This window comes from Sphingomonas faeni (assembly GCF_040407565.1).
GTDB classification, from domain to species: Bacteria; Pseudomonadota; Alphaproteobacteria; order Sphingomonadales; family Sphingomonadaceae; genus Sphingomonas; species Sphingomonas faeni_F.
Genome location: NZ_JAPZPR010000004.1, coordinates 336,811 through 357,472 on the forward strand (window position 1 = coordinate 336,811; position 20,662 = coordinate 357,472).

A 20,662-nucleotide genomic window follows, 5' to 3' on the forward strand; every position below is an offset into this window, starting at 1 on the left:
CGCCATCGGCGGTGGCGTCTATCAAGCAGGTGGGGGGCATCCGCCGGATGGGAGGGCATCATGACGCACGCACGCACGACCATCGATGCCGCTGCCGCCTGGCACGCGCAACTCGACTCGCCCGACATGGCATGGGACGCGTTCGGCGCATGGCTCGACGCGGATGCGTCGCATCGCCAGGCCTACGACGCGATCGCGCTGCTCGATGCCGAGATCGGTGACGCCGCACCGGCGATCGCGAACCTGCTTCCCGCGAACGACGATCACGAAGACTTCGATGTCTCGGCGGTCGAACGACAGCCTGGCACGCGGTGGCGCTGGGCTGGCCTCGGGATCAGCGGCGCGGTGGCGGCCGGGCTTGCCATCATGGTCGTCGCGCCGTCCACCGATTCTGCAGCGCAGGTATACGTCACCGGGCGCGGCGAGACCCGCTCGGTGACGCTCGCCGATGGCAGCCGGATGCAGATCGACCGCGGATCGCACGTCTCGGTGTCTGGAGGACACGCGCCGGTGATCGAGATCGCTCAGGGCGCCGCGAGCTTCGCGGTCCGCCATGATCCGTCGCGCGTGCTGATGGTTCGGGCGGGCGGCTACGACATACGCGATCTCGGCACCCGGTTCGATGTCGTCAGCGCGCGCGGGCGCGTCGCGATCACGGTCGCACAGGGCATGGTCAGCGTAACGCCGACCGGTGGCGCGACGACCGACGCAACGGTGCTGAAGGCCGGGCAGGGGCTGGACATCGTTCCTGACAAGCGAATCGCCCAACGCCGCAAGATCGATCCCGGCCGGGTTGCCGACTGGACCGATGGTCGACTCGAGTATGACGGTGCGCCGTTGGCACTGGTTGCCGCCGACATCTCGCGGTATGCGGACGCCCCGTTGGTGGTCGACCCATCCGCGGCGAACGTGCGCTTTTCCGGGGTATTGACGATTGGTGATGGATCGCGGCTCGTCGATCAGCTTCGCGCGGTGCTGCCGATACGCGTTCGTCGCCTCGATGGCGTCGTGCATCTGGGCGGCACCGGCCCACGCTGATCGATCGGCACCCGCCGGCCAGACGATAACGATCCCGGCGGGGACGCTGCGAAGTGCGCTTGACGCGCTGGCGCGCCAGACTGGTATCTCGATCGGCATGGCAGGTGCGTTGCCCGATCTCCGTGTCCGCAGGATCGATCACGCCGACGATGTCGCGCAGGCTTTGCGACGAATATTGTCGGGTAGTCGCCTGCATGCCGTCCGGATCGATGCGCGGACCTGGCGGATCGAGCCGACCGTCCCGGCGCGCGTAGCGCGCCGCACGGCTTCGCCCTCGCCTGCGCTTGCAACCGGCGACATCGTCGTCATCGCCAGCAAACGCGACGAACGCCTGTCCGACCTGCCCGCATCGATCAGCATCGCCGGCGGCACGGTGCTCGACAGGCTTGCCGGCCGGCGTGGGCTGGTCGATGTCATGGCGAGCACCGACAGCGCCTTCTCCACCAATCTCGGTCCGGGCCGAGACCGTATCTTCCTGCGCGGCGTCGCCGACAGCGCGTTCAACGGCACCAGCCAGTCGCTTGTCAGCCTGTATCTCGACGACGCGCGGATTGGCTATGCGTCGCCCGATCCCGATCTCCGCTTCGTCGATGTCGACCGGATCGAAGTGTTGCGCGGGCCGCAGGGCACGCTCTACGGCACCGGCGCGCTCGGCGGCGTTGTGCGAATCGTCACGGTCGCGCCCGATCTCGACCATTTGGGCGGCAGCGCCGCGATCGAGGGCACCGGGATCACCAATGGTGCGCTGGGCGGCGCCGTCGAAGGCGTTCTCAACCTGCCGATCGTGGCGGGGACGCTCGCGCTGCGGGCGTCGGCGTGGAGCGAGACGATGCCGGGCTGGATCGACGACACCGGCCGCGATCGCCGCGACGTCAATCGAACCCGACGGATCGGCGGTCGCGCCGCACTGCGCTGGGCGATCGGTGGTGGCTGGGCCGCGACCCTCAGCGGCGTCGCGCAGCGGATCGACGCACGCGACAGTCAATATGCGACCAGCGGCCTGTCCCGCGCGACCCGTATCGCCGAACCACAGGACAATGATTTCACCGCCGGGACGCTGACCATCAGGGGGCCGATCGGCAAGCTCGACGCGCAGGCGACCACCGCCTATGTCGATCAGGAGTTCGGCAGCACCTACGACGCCAGCGCGCTGGCACCGTCGCTCGGCGCGCCAGCGCCGCTCGCCTATGTCGAGGACCGGACGGCCAAGCTGCTGTCGCAAGAAGTCCGGATCAGCGATCCCACCGCGCGTCATCCCTGGATACTGGGCGCGACCATCCTGCACTCGACCAGCCGGCTCGATGGCCGGTTCATGGCCGGTACGGTTGGCGGACCGGCGGGCGGCACGACGATCGCCGCGCGCCGCGACGAAGAGGACGTGACCGACATCGCGGTGTTCGCCGAGGGTACGCAGAGATTGAGCAACGCACTCGATTTCAAGCTCGGACTGCGCGGCTTCTCGACGATCAGCCATCTCGAGCAACGCGGACCGGCGCGCGAACGCGAGAATGCCAATCGGCTGGGCGTCACGCCAAGCGGTACGCTCAGTTGGCACCGTGACGGACTCGGGCTGATCTGGCTACGCTATGCGAGCGCGGTCCGCCCGGCCGGGATCAGCCGAACTGCCGATCCCACCGATCGGCGCATTCCGGGCGATGAACTGCAGAGCCTCGAACTCGGCTGGCGCGTCGGCTTGCTGCAGAACCGCCTGAGCCTCCACGGCGCGGTGTTCGGATCGACCTGGGAGCATCTGCGCAGCGACACGGTAGGCCCCGACGGACTGCTCGGCACGGTCGACGCGGGCAATGCGGTCAATTACGGGATCGAAGTCGGCGGGCATCTGACCGTGGCGTCGGCGGCGCTGGATTTCGGCACCACGCTGCAACGCGCACGGCTGACATCGTCCTCGGCGACCGCGGGGCTGGATCGCGACGATCGCCGCCTCCCGGTCGTGCCGGACATATCGGCGCGGCTGACCGCGTCGAGAAGCGTCGACGCGTTCGGTCTGCCGACGACGATCTATGCCACCGCACGCTACACCGGAAGGACGCGGTTGAGCTTCGACCCGTTGCTCGATCGACCCGCGGGCGATTACGCGACGCTCGACGCCGGCGTGGCGGTCACCAAGGGCGTGGCGCGGTGGTCGCTCGATATCGCCAACGTCCTCGACGGTCGTGGCAACAGCTTCGGCTTCGGCAATCCGTTCACCCTCGCCGCCGGGACCCAGACCGTGCCGATCCGGCCGAGAACCGCCACGCTGAGGCTCGCGATCGACTTTTGAGGTTCAGCATCTCACCGCGACGTCGATGCCGCCGCCACCCGGTCCTGCCCAGCGCACGAGGCGGACGCGGTCGTCGTGGCGCGCCGTCAGCAGCAACCCGCTTGCGCCGCCGAGTGCCGCGCCGCCGAGAAGGTCGCGACCGACATCGCTGGCATTGGCCCGGCCTTTCGGGACGGCCGTAGCGGGCGATGGCCACGCTGTCGGCGCGAGGACAACCAGCGCGGCAATCGCCAATGTCCGTCCGCAACCGGCACGATCCGCCGCAACGCGCCGACCCCGGGGAGGGGCCGGCGATGGCACGCCTAGTCTTCGGGGGTGGTCACGAACGACAGCGAATCAGCTGACCCCAGTTTCTGCTCGCCAGTGAAGAGACGGTTGAGCCTCGCATCGATTTCGCTGCGTTGCTCGCGCGACGCGATCCGGCGGTACGGACCGACCGCGAGCTCATCGCCGATCGTGCTCTTGATCCGCGTGATCGCGTCCTCGCTCAGTATGTTCGCGTCGCGCAGTTCGATACACAGCTGGATCAGGCCAACCGCGGTGGCCTGGGCGCGCAACCCGACGTTGGTGACATCGTAATGGAGCCGCTTCTGCTTGTCGTAGGCGTTACTCATCGCACTCTCCGTTCCTGCCTCGGCGCATGTCGGGTTCGCGCCGGTGGGCTGGGTGGTTGCAATCCCATGCTCCGTCGGTCGTTCCCGATAAAACGATGGTATGCGGCAATAGTCAGATCGTCATAGCTATTTCCTCCAAGGCTTAGCAATCGTAAGCAAAAAGCATGTCCACATACCCTGCGTTCACCCTCATCCTGGCATCGTCGGTCGCAACCGCGAGCGCTTTGCCGATCGCGCCCGGCCGTTGGGACGTCACGTCGACCGTGGCCGAACTCTCGGTTCCCGGCGTGCCGGGCTTCATGGTCCGCATGATGCGCGGCAAGTCCAAGGCCGAGCACAAGCGCGTGACGCCGGGGCAGGGTATCGAAGCGCTGTTGGCACCCGACCCGAAAGCGCAATGTCGGGTGGACAGCCAGCAGATCGCCAACGGTCACTATTCGCAAGCGCTGACCTGTCCGCAAAAGCGCGGCGAGCCACTCCACATCTCTCGAGCCGGCACGTTCGATCGGACGGGGTTCGCCGGCAATGCGACGGTGGTGGGGACCTCGCCGAAGGGAGCGATGCGGATCGTGCTGAACCAGCGAGCGACCCGCGTCGGCGATTAAGGGAGGTTCGTCCTGCTCGGCGGCATGCTAAGGCCGCCGCATGTCGAACTCTCGAAGCACTACCGGCACCGTCGAAATCGATGGCGTCAAATATGACTGGCACCTCCAGCGCGAGCCGCAATGGTCCGATGCCGATGGCTGGAAGGGCATGACGATTTCGCTGCTGCAGCAGGACGCCCAGCGCGAGGCGCTGCTCGAATTTCCACCACCAAAGCGCCTGTTGAAAGGTCTGCAACGCGGCCGCCTGCAGCTCGACGACGCAACCGTGTCGCGCGGCGTGCGTGCGGCGTTGGGTGCGGGATGGGAACCGCTGTCGCGTGGCAAGCCGATGGTCTTCACGGTCGACTCCGACGGCCATTGAACGCTTGAGACCATGCCGTGCCCCTGTTCTCCCGGCGATGTAGAAGCACCTGACGGAATGCACACCGATACCGACGTCGAAACCCTCCTGCTGGGACCCGTGCTCCCCGGGCGGGCGTGCGGCGAGTGTACGGCGTGTTGTACCGTCCTCACGGTCGATACGCCGGCGTTCAAGAAACCGGCGGGAACGCCCTGCGTCAACCTGTCAGCAGGGGGATGCCGGATCCATGACGTCCGCCCCCGCATCTGCCGGACCTGGTTCTGCGCATGGCGGCGCGTTGCGAAAATGCCTGATGACGCTCGACCGGATCGATCGGGTCTGCTCGTGTCGGTCAATTTCGTTCAGGCACCGCAGAACTGTTTCGAAGCGGTGTCGATCAACGTCCGAGCACTGCCCGGCAGCGAGGCGATAGCGAACGGGATGGCGGCGACGGTACTCGACAGCCTGTGCGATCAGCTCGTTCCGGTCTGGTTCAGCGACGGATCGAGGAAGATGTTGCTGCATCCCGAAGACGATGTCGCGCGTCTGGTGCTGTCGGGCACCGCCGCGCCCGCGCATCTACAGGACGAAGTGAATGCCTGGCGTGCGCGTTACGCTGTCTTCGCATCCGGCGGCTGAGCGATCCTGCGGTGCAGGTGCCACGTTATCGACTGTATCGACCGATCAGCGCCCTCCGCAGCATCCGGTCTTCCAGCGAATAATATAGCGCAATTTGGTCGCCTTCTGACACGGTCGAGGCCGCAAACGCGATGTCGGTTGCCTCGCGACTGAGCGCAGGCGGTGGCACGAGCAACGGCTCGAGGCCACGGCCTGTCACTTGCGCGAAATCCCGGCTGAAGCTGATCCAGCCGATCCGCCAGCGCGCATCGTGCGTCGCGCCATTGTAGAACATCACCGGATCCTGCCCGTCCACCTGCCAGATCGGCCCGGTCGACAGATGCCAATTGTCCCAGCTGTCCTCGCGAATGCCGAACGGGTCGGGGAGCACGGTCCAGGGACCCTTCGCCGTCGGTCCGCCGGCGATGCCGATCCGCGACGCACCCTGCGCGGCATATTCATAGAAGAGCCGCCAGTCGCCTGCCGCGGTCCGCGCCAGCGTGGCTTCCTTGATGTTGCCTTCGCCGGGCGGCGCCTTCAGCACCAGATCTTCCTTGACGAGCGCGGTCAGGTCGGGCCCCGCCGCCAGGATCATGCACCCCTGCGAGCGTGCTATATCGACGCCGGTATAATAGACGAGATACTCCCGCCCGCTGAGCAGCACGGTCGGATCCTCGCACCCGCCCATGTCTTCGCTGCCCGGTCCCGGCGTGATCGCCAAGCCCGGGTCCATCGTGAACGCCAGCCCGTCTCGGCTCTCCCCACGCGCGATGATCCCGGTCGGATCGTGCGGACCCAACGGATGCGGCACACCGCGGATCATGATGCGGTAGAGATCGCCCTCCTGCCAGACGAACGGACTCATCAGGTCCATCTCGTCGATCACGGAGCCGGCAGAAATCGTGACGGTGTCGAGTTGCTCGACGACGTAGGCGATCGTCACGCGCCCTGCGCCACCGTCAGCGACAGCGCACCATCGATCGTCACGGTGGTGCCGGTGATATAGTCCGCCGTCGGCGATAGCAGGAACGTGACGAGTGCCGCGACCTCGTCGGGGCGGCCCGCGCGCTTCCACGGGATCGCCGCTTGCTTGGCCGCCAACTCGTCGGGGTGATCGAGCGCGGACTGGTTCATCGGCGTCAGGATCATCCCCGGCGCTACACCGTTCACCGCGATCCCCTTCGGCGCCAGCTCGAGCGCCAGCGTCGCGGTCAACTGCGAAAGGCCCCCCTTTGCGGAGTCGTAGTCCACGCCGCCAGGGCGCGGTGCGCGTTCGTGGATCGACGAAATGTTGACGATCCGTCCCCTGGCGTTCTTCGCCTCGAGCGCGCGCACCAGCCGCCGACACGTGAGGAACGGCCCATAGAGATCCGAGCGGATCACCCGATCGAACTGGGCGAGCTCCATATCGACCAGCATGACCCCGCTCATATTGAGCCCCGCCGAGTTCACCAGCAGGCTGACCGTGCCGAACGCCTTTTCGGCCTGCGTGAACAACCGCTCGACCGCGGCTTCGTCGCCGACATCGGCCTGCACCGCAATCGCGCGATCCTCGCCGCCGATCGATGCGCAGACCGCCCGCGCAGCCGCCGCGTCCTTGAAATAGGTGATCACGACGCGCGCACCGGCGTCGCCCAACGCCTTGGCGCAGGCAGCACCGATGCCGGATTCACCGCCGGTGACGATGGCGATCTTGTTGTCGAACAGGGTCATGGCACCTCAACATGCCGGGCGAGGCGGAGTTTCATGAATTCGCTGCCATCTGCGCGACATGGTCGAGCATGGGTTCAAGTTCCTGGACGCTCCGGAGACGATGGGGGTGACGCTCCGCGTCAATCGCCTTAAAGCCGCATCATGGCTGGCCTATTCGATCGCCTCATGCCGGCAAAGCGCTGGACGCCGTCGCGCTACCGCGCCTTGCTGCGCGCGCGTGGACCGCGGTCGGTCCAGTTCCGGACCCGCGGCGCGATCCTGATCGGAGCGATCCTGGTCGGCATCGTCGCCACGCTGTTCGCCGAAGTGTCCGACTGGGCGGCAGGGGTCTTCAGCCACTACGCCCGGACCTGGCATTGGCTGCCGCTCGCGACCACGCCGCTGACCTTCATGGCACTGGTCTGGATCACGCGCCGCTATGCTCCGCTGGCGCGCGGCTCGGGTATTCCGCAGGTCATCGCCGCGCAGGCGAACCCGAACGAGGCGACCAAGACGCTGATCTCGGTTCGGACCGTCGCCGCCAAGGCCGTGCTGACGGTCGGCGCAGTTCTCGGCGGCGCATCGGTCGGTCGCGAAGGTCCGACCGTGCAGCTCGCCGCGGCGATCATGGGCGCCACGCACAGGATCGTGCGCGTTCCCCTGCGTGGCGGTGTCGTGATCGCCGGTGGCGCGGCCGGCGTCGCCGCGGCCTTCAACACCCCGCTCGCCGGGCTGTTGTTCGCGATCGAGGAACTCGCCTCCGCCTATGAGCAGCGCGTGACGTTGCTGGTGCTGGCCGCGATCGTCATTGCCGGCATGGTCGCGCAGTCGGTGCAGGGCGATTACGTGTATTTCGGTGCGATCGGCGCGCACATGCCGCTCGTCTCCGCGCTGCTCGTCGTGCCGATCGCAGGGATCGCAGGCGGTATGGCCGGCGGCGTCTTTTCGCGAGCCATTTTGACGATGGCGGTGGGAGGCAACCGCGTGACGCGCTGGTCGCGCACCAATCCGGTGAAGTTCGCCGGCATCTGCGGCAGCGTGGTCGCCGTTTTGGGCGTTGGCACCGGGCTCACCTGGGGAACCGGCTATTCGGCCGCCCGCGCGATGATCGTCGGCATCGACGCGCCGCTGTGGTTCGGACCCGCCAAGCTCATCGCGACCGCGGCGACCGCCATCGCCGGGCTACCGGGCGGCATCTTCGCCCCGTCGCTCGCGGTCGGCGCAGGGGTCGGCAACCTGCTCAGGGAGGTCTTCCCCGGCGAACCGGCCAGCGCGATCGTGATCCTCGGCATGGTCGCCTATTTTGCCGGCGTCGTCCGAGCGCCGCTGACCGCGGTGATCATCCTGTCGGAAACCACGGCCAGCCGGGGCCTCATGCTGCCGATGTTCGCGACCGCCTTTATCGCCGACGCTGCAAGTCAGTGGGTGTGCCGCGACAAGCTGTATCACGGCCTGTCGAAGACATTCGCCATAACGGACGCTCGTCCCGCAAAGTGACGAAGGCGGGGCGACCGCGCCCTTGCCGCAACGATGCCGCCCCCCCCCTCGCCAGTCAGGCCGCCTTGGCAGCCAGTCTCGCGGCGAGCTTCTCTTCCTCGGTCCAGACCTTCCGCACGCGTTCCTTGGTCGGCTTGACCTGCTTGACCGGCCCGCCGCCCAGTACGGGCGCGCGCTTGGTCGAGTGGCGTGCCACTTCGCAATGCCATTCGTGATCGTCCTGCACCGTCAGCGCGCGGCCGATCTCCCGTTCCACGTCATGCAGCCACGCCCGCTGCTCGGCATCGCATAAGGTGACCGCGAAGCCGCTCCGCCCGGCGCGACCGGTGCGGCCGATGCGGTGGACATAGCTTTCCGGCAGGCTCGGCAGATCGTGGTTGAACACATGCGTCACGGTGTCGACGTCGATCCCGCGCGCGGCGATGTCCGTTGCCACGAGCACCTGAACCGTGCCCGCGCGAAAGGCGTCGAGCGCGCGCTCGCGCTGGCCTTGCGACTTGTTGCCATGCAGCGCCTCGGCCGTGATCCCCGCTTCGCCGATGAACGCGCATACATCGTTGGCGATGTTCTTCTGCAACGTGAAGACAACCGCCTGGCCCATGTCGGGCGTCTGCAGCAACGCCAGCAGCGCTGCCTTCTTGTCGGCCGCGTCGAGGAACATCACAGACTGTTCGATCCGGTCGACCGTCGTCGACGGCGGCGCGATCTCGACCTTGGCCGGATTGCGCAACAGGCTCTCGGCCAGCGCGGCGATCGACTTTGGCATGGTCGCCGAAAACAGCAGCGTGTGGCGGTCCGTGGGCAGCGTCGCGACGATCCGCTCGATCGGCTTGGCAAATCCCATGTCGAGCATCTGGTCGGCCTCGTCGAGTACCAGCGCCTCGAGCTGCGACAGATCGCACAGGCCCTGGTCTATCAGGTCGAGCAGGCGGCCGGGTGCGGCGACGATGATGTCGACGCCGGCTTCGAGCGCCTTGACCTGATGGAACTGGCTGACGCCACCGAAGATCGTCGTGACGCGCGGCTTCAGATGGCGGCCAAAGCTCTCGAACCCGGCGGCGATCTGCGACACGAGTTCGCGGGTCGGTGCGAGGACGAGGATACGCGCGCCGCCCTTGGGGGCGGGGCGGGGATCGGCGGCGAGGCGATGCAGCAGGGGCAGCGCGAACGCCGCGGTCTTGCCCGTGCCGGTCTGCGCCATGCCGAGCATGTCGCGGCCCGTCAGCAGCATCGGGATCGACTGCGCCTGGATCGGGGTCGGGCTGACATAGCCTTCCTCTGCGAGCGCCCGCAACAAGGACGGCGCGAGGGACAGATCGGCGAAAGTCATGGTCATGGTCACGGGGCGCCTCCAGCGCTGAGCAAGGCTGCACCGGATGAGGCTTAGCGTCGTCGAGAGCGCGGGCTGGTAGTTTTTATGCTGCACTGCGTCAACGCGCAAAGTCGGGGCGCGGCTCGAAGGCTGCGGCAGACCGATGGGCGATTTCCACACAAGCCAAATCGATTTTCCCATGGCACAACGGTCGCGCCGGGATCGTTCGACTCCCGAGTATGAAGCAGAACCTGCAGGAGGCGTGATGCCGATCACCGTGAATGGAGCGTCAGTACCGGTCCCGGCGGACCCTCGTGTGTCGCTGCTGGATTTCCTGCGCGAGACCCTGCGTCTGTCCGGAACCAAGAAGGGGTGCAATCAGGGTGCGTGCGGCGCCTGCACGGTCCTGGCCGATGGCGAGCGTATCCTGTCCTGCCTCGCGCTGGCGGTGCAGTATGATGGCCGCGCGATCACGACGATCGAGGGACTGGCCGACGACCATGATCTCCATCCGCTCCAGGCGGCATTCGTCGACCATGACGGCTTCCAGTGCGGTTATTGCACGCCGGGCCAGATCTGTTCGGCAATAGGCATGGCGTCGGAAGCGAAACGGGGCGTTCCCAGCCATGTGACCGCCGACCTCGGTGCCGACACGGTCCTCACCCGCGAAGAGTTGCAGGAGCGGATGAGCGGAAATCTCTGCCGGTGCGGTGCGCACAACGGGATCATCGAGGCGATCCAGGCGACCGTCGCAAAGGAGATGGCAGCATGACGCCCTTCATCTACGCACGCGCCGGGGACGCGGCGGAGGCAATCAGGATGGGGGCAGGCGATGCGACCGCCTATCTGGGTGGTGGCACCAATTTGGTCGATCTGATGCGCGAGACGGTCGCCACCCCCGCGACGCTGGTCGACGTGACCGGTCTGTCCGACACGATCGAGGAGACACAGACAGGTGGTCTGCTGATCGGCGCTGCGGTGCGGAATACTGCGCTGGCCGAACACCGGGCAGTCAGGACGCGGTACCCGGTATTGTCCCGGGCGATCCTTGCCGGGGCTTCGGCGCAGATCCGGAACATGGCGACGGTCGGCGGTAACCTGCTGCAAAGGACGCGGTGCGCCTATTTCTACGATACCGATGGATCGCGTTGCAACAAGCGTGCGCCGGGTACGGGATGTGATGCACACGAAGGTTTCAACCGGATTCACGCTGTGCTCGGCGCGTCGGTGGCCTGCGTCGCGACGCATCCGTCCGATATGTGCGTGGCGCTGGCAGCGCTCGATGCGACCGTGCACCTCCACGGGAATACGGGTACGCGCACCTTGCCGTTCACCGAGCTCCACCGCCTGCCGGGCGATCGGCCTGAGTTCGATACCGTGCTGGAACCCGGCGAACTGATCACGGCGATCGAGCTGCCCGCGATGCCGTTTGCCGCGAACTCGACCTATCGCAAGGTTCGTGATCGCGCGAGTTACGCCTTCGCGCTGATCTCGGTGGCCGCGGCGTTGGAACTCGACGGCGATCGCATCGCTGACGTGCGTCTCGCCTTCGGTGGCGTCGCGCACAAACCCTGGCGAGCGCTGAAGGCCGAGGCCGCGCTACGTGGCGGTCCGGCTACCGAATCCGCGTTCCGCGAGGCTGCGTTGGCCGAATTCGCCGATGCGACACCGTTGCGTGACAACGGCTTCAAGCCCGCACTCGCCACCCGTACCCTCGTCGCCGTCCTCGGCGATCTCGCCGGAGCAGCAGCATGAGTATCGTCGATAGCGTCAAGGGTGCCGCACAGGGGCTCGTCCAGGGTGCGATGGCCAAACTGGTCCCGCTCGCGCCCGACAGCTGGATACCGGGCGGTGTCCCCGATCCGCTGATCGCGCATAAGCACGGCAAGATCGGCACGCCGGTGTCGCGTCTCGATGGCCCGCTCAAGGTGAGGGGCGAGGCACGGTTCGCGGCCGAGTTCGTGTTCGACGACATGGTGTATGCCGCGCTCGCCTATGCGACGATCCCGCGTGGGCGCATCGCCGCAATCGATACCGCCGCGGCCGAGCATGCGCCTGGCGTCGTGCTCGTCATGACCCACCGCAATGCGCCGCGGATGAACCCGCCGGGCGTGTTCGGTTCGTCGCCGACAGCGGTTGGGCCTGCCGATTTGCCGATCATGCAGGACGACCGCGTTCACTGGAACGGGCAGCCCGTCGCGGTCGTGTTGGCCGAGACGCAGGAACAGGCGGATCATGCGACGTCGCTGATGCGCTTCACTTATGCGGCGGAACCGTCGACCACGTCGCTCGATCAGGCGAAGGCGGCGGGTATCGAGCAGGGGCTGTTCATGGGCCAGCCGTTGATCGACGAGATCGGCGATGCCACTGCCGCATTCGCCACGGCGCCGCACACCGTCGACAATGTGTATCGGACCCCGCGGCACAACCATAATCCGATCGAGCCGCACGCCGCGACGATCGCATGGATCGACGGCGGCCTGATCGTCCACGATGCGAGCCAGATGGTCACCGCGCAGGCACAGACGATCGGCGAGGTGTTCGACCTCAAGGCGGATCAGGTCCGCCTGACCTCGCCCTATGTCGGCGGCGGATTTGGCTGCAAGGGGCTATGGGATCACCAGATTCTCGGCGCAGCGGCGGCGAAGCTGTCGGGTCGGCCGGTGCGGATCACGCTATCACGCGAGGGCGTCTACCGGGTCGTCGGCGGGCGGACGTTGACCGAGCAGCGTGTTGCGCTCGGCGCACAGGCCGATGGCGGGCTGGAAGCGCTGATCCATACCGGGCTGTCCGTGATGACGCCGCACAACAACATGCCCGAACCGTTCATCCTGGGAACGCGCGCCGCCTATGCGTGCCCGAACATCCATCTGCAGGTGAACATCGCCAAGATGAACATGCTCGCGAACACCTTCATGCGGGCACCCGGCGAATCGGTCGGCACGTTCGCGCTGGAATCGGCGATCGACGAACTCGCGGTCGAACTGGCGATGGATCCGATCGCGCTGCGGATCCGCAACGAGCCGGAGAAGGACCCGATCTCCGGGCTGCCTTTCTCGTCACGACATATCGTCGAGGCATGGCGCGCGGGCGCGGAGAAGTTCGGCTGGGCCGCGCGTAGTACGAATTCAGGCGCGCGGCGCGACGGCGAGTGGCTGATCGGCATGGGCTGCGCGACCGGTACCTATCCCTATTACCGAATGCCAGGCGCCGCCGCGCGCATCACGCTGACCCGCGACGGCGATACGGTTCGCGCATTCGTCGAAATCGCCGCTGCCGAAATGGGGATGGGGACGTCGACCACGACCGCCATCGTCGCGGCCGAGCGGTTGGGCCTGTCGATGGAGCAGGTGAATGTCGGTTACGGCGATTCATCGATTCCCGGCGCGATCATGGCGGGCGGCTCGCAGCAGACGGCCGCGATCGGCGCGGCGGTGATCGCCGCGCACAATGCGCTGGTCGCCGAGTTGCTTAAGCTTGCCGGCAATGACTCCCCGCTCGCAGGCCTGTCGCCCGGCGAGGTCGGCAGCGAAGACGGCGGCCTCGCCAAGCTCGACGACCCGGCGCGGCGCGAAAGCTATGCGTCGATCCTGGCTCGCGCCCAGCGGGACGAACTGGTCGTCGTCGAAGAAGCATCGCAGCCGCTGGAGCTGATGCACTGGTCGATGCATTCGCACAGCGCGATATTCTGCGAAGTCCGGGTCAACGCGGTCACCGCCGAGACCCGGGTCAGTCGCATTCTCGGATCGTTCGATTGCGGCCGCATCCTCAACCCCAAGACCGCACGCAGCCAGTTCCGTGGCGGCATCATCATGGGGCTGGGCATGGCGCTGATGGAGGAGACCCAGTTCGACGAGCGCAATGGCCGGATCATGAACCCGAGCCTCGCGGAATATCATGTGCCGGTGCACCTCGACGTGCCCGACATCGACGTGATGTGGACCGATATCGCCGACCCGCACACGCCGATGGGCGCGCATGGCATTGGCGAGATCGGTATCACCGGTGTCGCTGCCGCCGTTGCGAACGCGGTGTTCAATGCGACCGGCAAACGCATCCGCGACCTGCCGATTACGCTCGACAAGCTGCTGTAAGCGCGCGGCGGCGCTACCGCCAATTCACGACGCGTCCGCCGGTATCCCGGAGGCCGCGTCGTGCGGGATCGGGGGATGCCGGGACCGGCCCGGCATCCCGCGATCAGATCTCGCTCAGGAGATGCTCGGCCGAGCTCACCTTGAACTCGCCGGGTGCCTCGACGTTCAACTGCTCGACCACGCCGTCGTTGACCAGCATCGAGTAACGCTGGCTGCGCGTACCCATGCCGAAGCCCGAGCCGTCCATCGTCAGCCCGATCGCCTTGGCGAAATCGCCATTGCCGTCCGCGAGCAGCGTGATGTCGCCGGCGCCTGCCGACTTGCCCCACGCACCCATCACGAACGCGTCGTTGACCGAGACGCAGGCGACCTCGTCGATGCCCTTGGCCTTCAGTTCGGCTTCCTTCTCGACGAAACCGGGCAAGTGCTTCGCGGAGCAGGTCGGCGTGAACGCGCCGGGGACCGCGAACAGCGCGACCTTGCGGCCCTTGAAGAAGCTGTCGGTATCGACCTGGTCGGGGCCGTCTGCGGTTGCCTTGACGAGGGTGGTGGTGGGAAGCCGGTCGCCGACGATGATCGTCATCTAAAATCTCCTGTCGCCGCGCGTTGGTCGCGGGCGAGCCGTACCTTGGACTGGGGGACGGGTATTTCAAGCGTGGCGGGCGTTCGTCCGCGTCGCTATGTTGGAACGCATGGACAAGACGCCCTTTCTTTCCGGACAATTCCTGCTCGCGATGCCGGGGATGAGCGACCCGCGGTTCGCGCGTGCGGTAATCGCAGTGTGCAGCCACGACGAGAATGGCGCGATCGGGATCGGGATCGGGGCGATGATCGACGGTTTGGGCTTCCACGACCTGCTCGAACAGTTCGGGATCGAGCCGGGCGACGCGCCCAACGCGCCGGTGCATTTTGGCGGGCCGGTCGAGCCACGGCGCGGGTTCGTGGTGCATTCGTCCGACTGGGGCGGGCAGGACTCGGTCGACGTCGCCGGGCGGTGGAAGCTGTCGAGCACGGTCGACGTGCTGCGCGCGATCGCCGAGGGGAAGGGCCCGTCGGAATGGGTAGTGGCGCTTGGCTATGCCGGTTGGGATGGCGGGCAGCTTGAGGGTGAGCTGTCGCGGCCGGGGTGGTTCAACGTGTTGGGGGACACCGAACTGCTGTTCGAGACCGCTGCGGAGGATCGCTGGACGATGGCGTTTGCGCAGGCTGGTGTGGACCCGCGGTTGCTCGTGGCGGAGACGGGGCGGGCCTAGCCGTTCTCCTGCGAACGCAGGAGCCCAGGATCACACAGGACACCGTTCGTTACCCTGGGCTCCTGCGTTCGCAAGAGAACATGCTGCCCAAGGGACGCTGACACGTCATATAAAGATATCTTTATATTTGATTTGAGCCCTCCGATCCCCTAAGTGACCCAGCATCCGGCACGGGCATGAGGCTCGCCGATCACAGAATTTCCAGGAGACCCATCGTGGCCACCACCCTCGCCCCCGCGAAGACCGACTACGTCGTCGCCGACATCAGCCTCGCCGATTTCGGCCGCGCCGAGATCAACATCGCCGAGACCGAGATGCCCGGCCTGATGTCGCTGCGCACCGAATTCGGCGCGTCGCAGCCGCTTAAGGGCGCGCGCATCACCGGTTCGCTGCACATGACGATCCAGACCGCGGTGCTGATCGAGACGCTGACCGCGCTCGGCGCCGACGTCCGCTGGGCGACGTGCAACATCTTCTCGACGCAGGACCATGCCGCCGCAGCGATCGCCGCATCGGGCGTGCCGGTGTTCGCGATCAAGGGCGAGAGCCTCGCGGATTACTGGAACTATGTCGGCGACATCTTCTCGTGGGATCGGGACGTAGAGGGCCAGACCGCCAACATCATCCTCGATGACGGTGGCGACGCGACGATGTTCGCACTCTGGGGCGCCAAGCTCGAAGCCGGCCACACGATGCCCGAGCCCGAGAACGAGGAAGAGGTCGAGATGCAGCGTGCGCTCAAGGCGTATGTCGCGAAGAACCCCGGCTACCTCACCGAGACCGTCAAGAACCTGAAGGGCGTCTCGGAAGAGACCACGACCGGCGTTCACCGCCTGTACGAGATCGCCAAGAAGGGCGAGCTGCCGTTCCCCGCGATCAACGTCAACGACTCGGTCACCAAGTCGAAGTTCGACAACCTCTACGGCTGCAAGGAATCGCTGGTCGACGCGATCCGTCGCGCGACCGACGTCATGCTCGCCGGCAAGGTCGCCTGCGTCGCCGGCTTCGGTGACGTCGGCAAGGGCTCCGCGCAGTCGCTCCGCAACGGCGGCGCGCGCGTGATGGTCACCGAAGTCGATCCGATCTGCGCACTGCAGGCGGCGATGGAGGGCTTCGAGGTCGTGACGATGGAAGAGGCCGTGTCTCGCGCCGACATCTTCTGCACCGCGACCGGCAACGCCGACGTCATCACTGCCGATCACATGAAGGCGATGAAGCCGATGTCGATCGTCTGCAACATCGGTCACTTCGACTCGGAGATCCAGATCGCCGCGCTGTCGAACTACGACTGGACCGAAGTGAAGCCCGGCACCGACCTGGTGAAGTTCCCGGACGGCAAGCAGATCATCATCCTGGCGAAGGGTCGCCTGGTGAACCTCGGTTGCGCCACCGGCCACCCGTCGTTCGTGATGTCGGCCTCGTTCACCAACCAGACGCTCGCGCAGATCGAGCTCTGGACCAAGGGCGAGAACTACAAGAACGAAGTCTACGTCCTGCCCAAGCACCTCGACGAGAAGGTCGCGATGCTCCACCTCGAGAAGCTCGGCGTGAAGCTGTCGAAGCTGTCGGACAAGCAGGCCGGCTACATCGGCGTGCCGGTCGAAGGCCCGTTCAAGCCGGACCATTACCGCTACTGATCGTTCTGACGATCGCTGCGTAAAGGGCCGCGTCCACCATCAGGTGGGCGCGGCCCTTTTCGTTCTGAGTGTCCAGCCTGCGGAAGACAGAGTGTTTGATCGCGCAGAGGCGCAAAGTCGCGGGAAGCAGAGAGGACGAAGCGGGGGTAGGCGGACCGCCGGGATACCGGGCGATACCAGCGTTGCCGTATAAAAAGGGGCGAGCTCGGACCGGATGTCGACGTCTTCGCCCCTCCGCTGGATTGCAGTTCGTCAGGGCTGGCAGTCGTTGGCACAGCGACACCGCGGCGGACGTTCCATCAATGCACAGCGATACGTGGTTTGCCGTCCACCGCACAAAAAAAGGGAGCCGTTTCCGGCTCCCTCTTCCGATCGGTCATACGCGAGGATCAGAAGTTGATCCGCACACCCGCATAATAGCGACGGCCGAGCGCATCGTACGTGCCGGCATCGGTATCCTGGCCTGCCGACGCGCCGATGTCGGCGAGATAGGGAGGCTTGTTGTTGAGCAGGTTGGACCCACCGATGTAGAATTCGAACCCGTCGTTGGTCTGGAAACGGATCTGCGAGTCGAGGTAGAATTGCGGACGCACGCGGTAGAGCGGATTGGTACCCGGGCGCGCACCGGTCAGCTGATCGTCCAGGCTCGCCTGGCTGATCCACGTCCCCGTCATCGTCAGGCCGACGCCGTCGATGTCGTACGACGCATTGGTCGTGAACCGGTCACGCGATGCGCCGATCTCGCCCGCGAAATAATCGCGATCGGCTTCGGGCAGCGGCACGGTGTAGCCCGAGATCAGATGGGTGTACGACCCACGTAGTCCGAGCGTACCGGCAAGACCGATATCGGTCAGGTCCTGGCGATAGGTGATGACCGTATCGATGCCCTGCGTCTTAACGCCGCCGCTGTTGAGGAAGCTGTTGGTCAGCTGGTCGAGCGAGCCTGCGCTGTTCGGGCCCAGGGGACCTGCACGGCGCGTGATCTGGCCGCAATAGTCCGTGTTACCCTGCTCGTAGCACTGGTTCAGGATGTACTGCAGCGGCGTCTGGACGATCGCATCCTTGATCCGGATGTTGAAGTAGTCGACCGTGACGACCAGGTTGCGCAGCGCGCGGATCGAACGCGGGTTGATAACGACGCCCGCGGTGAACGAATCGCCCTTCTCCTCATTCAGGTTCGGGTTGCCTGCACCGAAGCTGGTGACGCCCTGGACGTCGGCCTGGTTCGCTGTGAACTTGCCGCCATTGGCGGCAATGTTCGCCAAGACACCGGGTGCCGCGCGGCAGGTGGCGCCGAGCGTGCCCGCGGTCGTGGCGGTCACGCCGATGCAGGGATCGTTGACGCTCGGGAAGTCCTGCTGCGGTGCCTGGAACAGCTCGTTGATGTTCGGTGCACGGACCGAACGCGCCTGCATCACGCGGAAGCGAATGTCCTCGATCGGTGCCCATTCGCCGCCGAAATTATAGCTGTAGGTGGTGCCTACGGTCGAATAGTCGGAGACGCGGATCGCACCGCGGACGCTGAGCGACTGGAAGAACGGACGATCCTGGACGATCGGTGCGACGACTTCGGCGAACCCTTCCCAGAGATGGAAGCGACCGGCGGTGGAGGGCAGCGCGTTGTTGCCGTTCAGGCCCAACTGCGTAAGCAGATCGAAGTCGTTGCGGCTGCTTTCGCGGCGATATTCGGTGCCGACGCTGAACCCGATCGGGTCGGCGCCGAACAGCGAGAACAGCTTGCCCGACACGTTGCCGCCGGCGACCGTCTGCGTCACCTTCGTGCTGAGCGTGGTGGGCACGGCGAGATACGACGCCGCCGGCGTGAGGGCGCCTGCGCCGTAGATGTTCGCAGGGACACAGCCTGCCGCGCGTGCGGCAGCATTGGCGCAGACGATCTGGCCGGTTGCCGGATCACGGTAGGAGTTCAGCGCCTGGAAGAAGTTGGCGGTATTGAACTGGCCGCTGCCGACCTGGGCTTCCTTGGTCTGCCCGTAGATGCCGTACACTTCGTAGTTGAACCGGTCGTCCAGGATTTTGCCGTTCGCGCCACCCGCGATGCGGAAGACGTCGCGGCTGACGCTGCTGGTGCGCGGACCGAAATCGGAGAGGCGGCGGTCGAAGTAGATGTCCTTCAGGCCATCGCCATCGGTGTCGGTCGCCGCGTTGAAGATCGCGTTCGGCACATAGGGGTTGCGATACGTGATGCCGCCAACGACGGTCTGGATCGGGATCTGGCCCGAATTGCGTGGGTTGCTGAAGGTCGAATCGAGCGGGAAGGGCTCGATCACCGTGCTGACCTTGGTCTTCGCATAATTGCCCTCGAGAAACAGGTTCAGGGCCGGCGAGACTTCGAAATTGGCACGTCCCGCAGCGACATACCGCTCGACGGGGACGGCAAGGTAGCGGAAGCTCGACCGGTTGAAGCCGTCCGGACCCGCGGCCGTGCCATTGGCGTTGACGCAACCCGCGGTGCCGTTGGTCGAGACGCAGTCACGCAGCGCGCCGTCCTGACCATAGGTGAAGGTCCTGTCGCCAGCGTAATAGCGGCCCTGTGGTGCGAAGCCCGACAGATACGGCCGCTCCGGCGTGAACAGATCCGCGTCGTTGCCCGTGACGTAGGCGCCGCGGCTGGTGGAATCGACCGCGCTGGAACCGGCTTCGGTATAGCGGTCGCGCTTCAGGACGGTGCCCTGCTTCGAATAGCCGCCGAACAGCATGATGTTGCCGCGACCGTCGGCGAAATTCTTGCCGACCAGCGCGTTGAGCTGGCGATCGAAGCCGTCGCCATATTGCGACATGCCGACCTGGCCGTCGAGTTGGACGCCGTCGAACTTGGTCTTGTAGATCATGTTGACGACGCCGGCGACCGCGTCCGAACCATAGACCGCCGATGCGCCACCGGTCAGGACGTCGACCCGCTCCAGAAACTGGGTCGGGATGACGTTGAGGTCGACCGCGTTGCTGCCCGGCAGGCCCGAGACGAAGCGGCGGCCGTTGACCAGGACCAGCGTGCGGTCCTCACCAAGGTTGCGCAGGTTGACCGTCGCGATGCCGGCCCCCTGCGTTGCGAAGCTCGAATTCGTGCGGCTGACGCCGGGCGTGCCGAACGCGGGGTTCTGCAACAATACGTCCTGGACGTTGATCGCGCCGGACTGCTGGATCTGCGCGATGCCGACGCTCTGCAACGGCGAGGCAGCGGTTGCGGATGGCGAAGCAATGCGCGAGCCGGTGACGACGATGTCGCCTGCGGACTGGTCGGCCTGCGGCGCGGCGGCGGCGGCAGGTTGATCAACGGCTGGCTGCGACGCCACCGGATCTGCGGCTGGCGCTTCGGCCGGGGCAACCTGGGCCACGGCAGGAGCGGCGAGGGTAACGGCACCCACGAACAAGGTCGTGGCAAGCAAACGGCGACGATAGGTCTGCATTCTGGAGCGTCCTGGCTTACGGTTCCGGCGAAGCGACAATGAGTCTGTCGTTCGTCAATGCGGCGCGGCCTAGAGCTCGGACATAGCTCCTGCCATTGTCTTGCGATAAGCCGCGAACGATTATTACGCAGTGTTTCTTCCTTGCAACAGCATGGGAAGGTTGGAGACAGCAGCCGTGGGTGGCCGACCGCCCGCGCGAAGCTCACGTCGAACGACGAGAATCGCGGACGGTCTCCGTCATCCGTCTTTCCCATCG

18 protein-coding genes are annotated in these 20,662 nt (G+C 66.1%); 11 read left to right on the forward strand and 7 right to left on the reverse strand.

Annotated features, from left to right (window positions below; genetic code table 11):
• Positions 1-60 precede the first annotated feature (60 nt).
• Together O6Y00_RS10520 and O6Y00_RS10525 are read left to right on the forward strand one after the other, a co-directional pair.
• Positions 61-1,038 carry a FecR family protein gene (locus tag O6Y00_RS10520; protein WP_353442537.1) on the forward strand — a complete coding sequence of 326 codons (978 nt, stop codon included), beginning with the start codon at positions 61-63 and terminating at the stop codon, positions 1,036-1,038.
• Positions 941-3,319: a TonB-dependent receptor gene (locus O6Y00_RS10525; RefSeq protein ID WP_353442538.1), complete on the forward strand. Its 2,379-nt coding sequence runs from the start codon at positions 941-943 to the stop codon at positions 3,317-3,319. Before O6Y00_RS10520 ends, O6Y00_RS10525 begins: the two co-directional genes overlap by 98 nt.
• 3 nt (positions 3,320-3,322) lie before the next feature.
• Here the strand turns inward: O6Y00_RS10525 and O6Y00_RS10530 are convergent, their stop codons facing one another.
• Both O6Y00_RS10530 and O6Y00_RS10535 read right to left on the reverse strand, forming a co-directional pair.
• Positions 3,323-3,553, reverse strand: coding sequence for a hypothetical protein (locus tag O6Y00_RS10530; protein WP_353442539.1), 231 nt, complete (start codon positions 3,551-3,553; stop codon positions 3,323-3,325).
• A 68-nt stretch (positions 3,554-3,621) separates the two neighbouring features.
• Positions 3,622-3,933 carry a hypothetical protein gene (locus O6Y00_RS10535; RefSeq protein WP_353442540.1) on the reverse strand — a complete coding sequence of 104 codons (312 nt, stop codon included), beginning with the start codon at positions 3,931-3,933 and terminating at the stop codon, positions 3,622-3,624.
• Positions 3,934-4,097: 164 nt separating this feature from the next.
• On the opposite strand from O6Y00_RS10535, the gene O6Y00_RS10540 reads away from it, so the two are divergent.
• From O6Y00_RS10540 to O6Y00_RS10550, 3 genes are read left to right on the forward strand one after another with little or no spacing between them, the layout of a single operon-like run.
• Entirely contained in the window at positions 4,098-4,538 is a 441-nt protein-coding gene (locus tag O6Y00_RS10540; protein ID WP_353442541.1) for a DUF3617 domain-containing protein, read from the forward strand.
• A gap of 40 nt (positions 4,539-4,578) precedes the next feature.
• Positions 4,579-4,899 (forward strand): hypothetical protein, encoded by a 321-nt coding sequence (locus O6Y00_RS10545; RefSeq protein WP_353442542.1) that lies wholly within the window; start codon positions 4,579-4,581, stop codon positions 4,897-4,899.
• Between the two features lie 57 nt (positions 4,900-4,956).
• Positions 4,957-5,517, forward strand: a complete 561-nt coding sequence (locus tag O6Y00_RS10550; protein WP_353442543.1) for a YkgJ family cysteine cluster protein — start codon at positions 4,957-4,959, stop codon at positions 5,515-5,517.
• Positions 5,518-5,542: 25 nt separating this feature from the next.
• Here the strand turns inward: O6Y00_RS10550 and O6Y00_RS10555 are convergent, their stop codons facing one another.
• Positions 5,543-6,439, reverse strand: coding sequence for a glycosidase (locus O6Y00_RS10555; protein WP_353442544.1), 897 nt, complete (start codon positions 6,437-6,439; stop codon positions 5,543-5,545).
• Positions 6,436-7,209: an SDR family NAD(P)-dependent oxidoreductase gene (locus O6Y00_RS10560; RefSeq protein WP_353442545.1), complete on the reverse strand. Its 774-nt coding sequence runs from the start codon at positions 7,207-7,209 to the stop codon at positions 6,436-6,438. The genes O6Y00_RS10555 and O6Y00_RS10560 overlap by 4 nt, the downstream gene beginning before the upstream one ends.
• 141 nt (positions 7,210-7,350) lie before the next feature.
• Here O6Y00_RS10560 and O6Y00_RS10565 point away from each other — a divergent pair, with 141 nt between their 5' ends.
• A complete protein-coding gene (locus O6Y00_RS10565; protein ID WP_353442546.1) occupies positions 7,351-8,685 on the forward strand; it encodes a chloride channel protein in 1,335 nt (444 codons plus the stop codon).
• A gap of 55 nt (positions 8,686-8,740) precedes the next feature.
• Here the strand turns inward: O6Y00_RS10565 and O6Y00_RS10570 are convergent, their stop codons facing one another.
• The gene (locus O6Y00_RS10570) at positions 8,741-10,021 is read right to left on the reverse strand and encodes a DEAD/DEAH box helicase (RefSeq protein ID WP_353442547.1); all 1,281 of its coding nucleotides are present in this window, start codon (positions 10,019-10,021) and stop codon (positions 8,741-8,743) included.
• 241 nt (positions 10,022-10,262) lie between these two features.
• On the opposite strand from O6Y00_RS10570, the gene O6Y00_RS10575 reads away from it, so the two are divergent.
• Genes O6Y00_RS10575 through O6Y00_RS10585 form a run of 3 tightly spaced genes read left to right on the forward strand, consistent with a single transcriptional unit; the run spans position 10,263 to position 14,091 of the window.
• On the forward strand, positions 10,263-10,769 hold the full coding sequence (locus O6Y00_RS10575) for a 2Fe-2S iron-sulfur cluster-binding protein (RefSeq protein WP_353442548.1): 507 nt from the start codon (positions 10,263-10,265) through the stop codon (positions 10,767-10,769).
• Entirely contained in the window at positions 10,766-11,752 is a 987-nt protein-coding gene (locus O6Y00_RS10580) for an FAD binding domain-containing protein (protein ID WP_353442549.1), read from the forward strand. The genes O6Y00_RS10575 and O6Y00_RS10580 overlap by 4 nt, the downstream gene beginning before the upstream one ends.
• The gene (locus O6Y00_RS10585) at positions 11,749-14,091 is read left to right on the forward strand and encodes a xanthine dehydrogenase family protein molybdopterin-binding subunit (RefSeq protein WP_353442550.1); all 2,343 of its coding nucleotides are present in this window, start codon (positions 11,749-11,751) and stop codon (positions 14,089-14,091) included. The genes O6Y00_RS10580 and O6Y00_RS10585 overlap by 4 nt, the downstream gene beginning before the upstream one ends.
• A 103-nt stretch (positions 14,092-14,194) precedes the next feature.
• Here O6Y00_RS10585 and O6Y00_RS10590 read toward each other — a convergent pair whose 3' ends face one another.
• Entirely contained in the window at positions 14,195-14,674 is a 480-nt protein-coding gene (locus O6Y00_RS10590) for a peroxiredoxin (RefSeq protein ID WP_353442551.1), read from the reverse strand.
• Between the two features lie 109 nt (positions 14,675-14,783).
• Here O6Y00_RS10590 and O6Y00_RS10595 point away from each other — a divergent pair, with 109 nt between their 5' ends.
• Positions 14,784-15,344: a YqgE/AlgH family protein gene (locus O6Y00_RS10595; RefSeq protein WP_353442552.1), complete on the forward strand. Its 561-nt coding sequence runs from the start codon at positions 14,784-14,786 to the stop codon at positions 15,342-15,344.
• A 176-nt stretch (positions 15,345-15,520) separates the two neighbouring features.
• On the forward strand, positions 15,521-16,981 hold the full coding sequence (ahcY, locus tag O6Y00_RS10600) for an adenosylhomocysteinase (protein WP_435368613.1): 1,461 nt from the start codon (positions 15,521-15,523) through the stop codon (positions 16,979-16,981).
• Positions 16,982-17,370: 389 nt separating this feature from the next.
• On the opposite strand, the gene O6Y00_RS10605 is transcribed toward ahcY, so the two are convergent.
• Positions 17,371-20,406 carry a TonB-dependent receptor plug domain-containing protein gene (locus tag O6Y00_RS10605; protein ID WP_353442554.1) on the reverse strand — a complete coding sequence of 1,012 codons (3,036 nt, stop codon included), beginning with the start codon at positions 20,404-20,406 and terminating at the stop codon, positions 17,371-17,373.
• Between the last annotated feature and the right edge of the window lie 256 nt (positions 20,407-20,662).

What these genes read in the sequence shown, in the direction of transcription:
- O6Y00_RS10520 (WP_353442537.1), top strand. Translation starts at nt 61, where the DNA reads ATGACGCACGCACGCACGACCATCGATGCCGCTGCCGCCTGGCACGCG.
- O6Y00_RS10525 (WP_353442538.1), top strand. Translation starts at nt 941, where the DNA reads ATGGATCGCGGCTCGTCGATCAGCTTCGCGCGGTGCTGCCGATACGCG.
- O6Y00_RS10535 (WP_353442540.1), bottom strand. Translation starts at nt 3,933, where the DNA reads ATGAGTAACGCCTACGACAAGCAGAAGCGGCTCCATTACGATGTCACC.
- O6Y00_RS10540 (WP_353442541.1), top strand. Translation starts at nt 4,098, where the DNA reads ATGTCCACATACCCTGCGTTCACCCTCATCCTGGCATCGTCGGTCGCA.
- O6Y00_RS10545 (WP_353442542.1), top strand. Translation starts at nt 4,579, where the DNA reads ATGTCGAACTCTCGAAGCACTACCGGCACCGTCGAAATCGATGGCGTC.
- O6Y00_RS10550 (WP_353442543.1), top strand. Translation starts at nt 4,957, where the DNA reads ATGCACACCGATACCGACGTCGAAACCCTCCTGCTGGGACCCGTGCTC.
- O6Y00_RS10560 (WP_353442545.1), bottom strand. Translation starts at nt 7,209, where the DNA reads ATGACCCTGTTCGACAACAAGATCGCCATCGTCACCGGCGGTGAATCC.
- O6Y00_RS10565 (WP_353442546.1), top strand. Translation starts at nt 7,351, where the DNA reads ATGGCTGGCCTATTCGATCGCCTCATGCCGGCAAAGCGCTGGACGCCG.
- O6Y00_RS10570 (WP_353442547.1), bottom strand. Translation starts at nt 10,021, where the DNA reads ATGACCATGACTTTCGCCGATCTGTCCCTCGCGCCGTCCTTGTTGCGG.
- O6Y00_RS10575 (WP_353442548.1), top strand. Translation starts at nt 10,263, where the DNA reads ATGCCGATCACCGTGAATGGAGCGTCAGTACCGGTCCCGGCGGACCCT.
- O6Y00_RS10580 (WP_353442549.1), top strand. Translation starts at nt 10,766, where the DNA reads ATGACGCCCTTCATCTACGCACGCGCCGGGGACGCGGCGGAGGCAATC.
- O6Y00_RS10585 (WP_353442550.1), top strand. Translation starts at nt 11,749, where the DNA reads ATGAGTATCGTCGATAGCGTCAAGGGTGCCGCACAGGGGCTCGTCCAG.
- O6Y00_RS10590 (WP_353442551.1), bottom strand. Translation starts at nt 14,674, where the DNA reads ATGACGATCATCGTCGGCGACCGGCTTCCCACCACCACCCTCGTCAAG.
- O6Y00_RS10595 (WP_353442552.1), top strand. Translation starts at nt 14,784, where the DNA reads ATGGACAAGACGCCCTTTCTTTCCGGACAATTCCTGCTCGCGATGCCG.
- ahcY (WP_435368613.1), top strand. Translation starts at nt 15,521, where the DNA reads ATGAGGCTCGCCGATCACAGAATTTCCAGGAGACCCATCGTGGCCACC.
- O6Y00_RS10605 (WP_353442554.1), bottom strand. Translation starts at nt 20,406, where the DNA reads ATGCAGACCTATCGTCGCCGTTTGCTTGCCACGACCTTGTTCGTGGGT.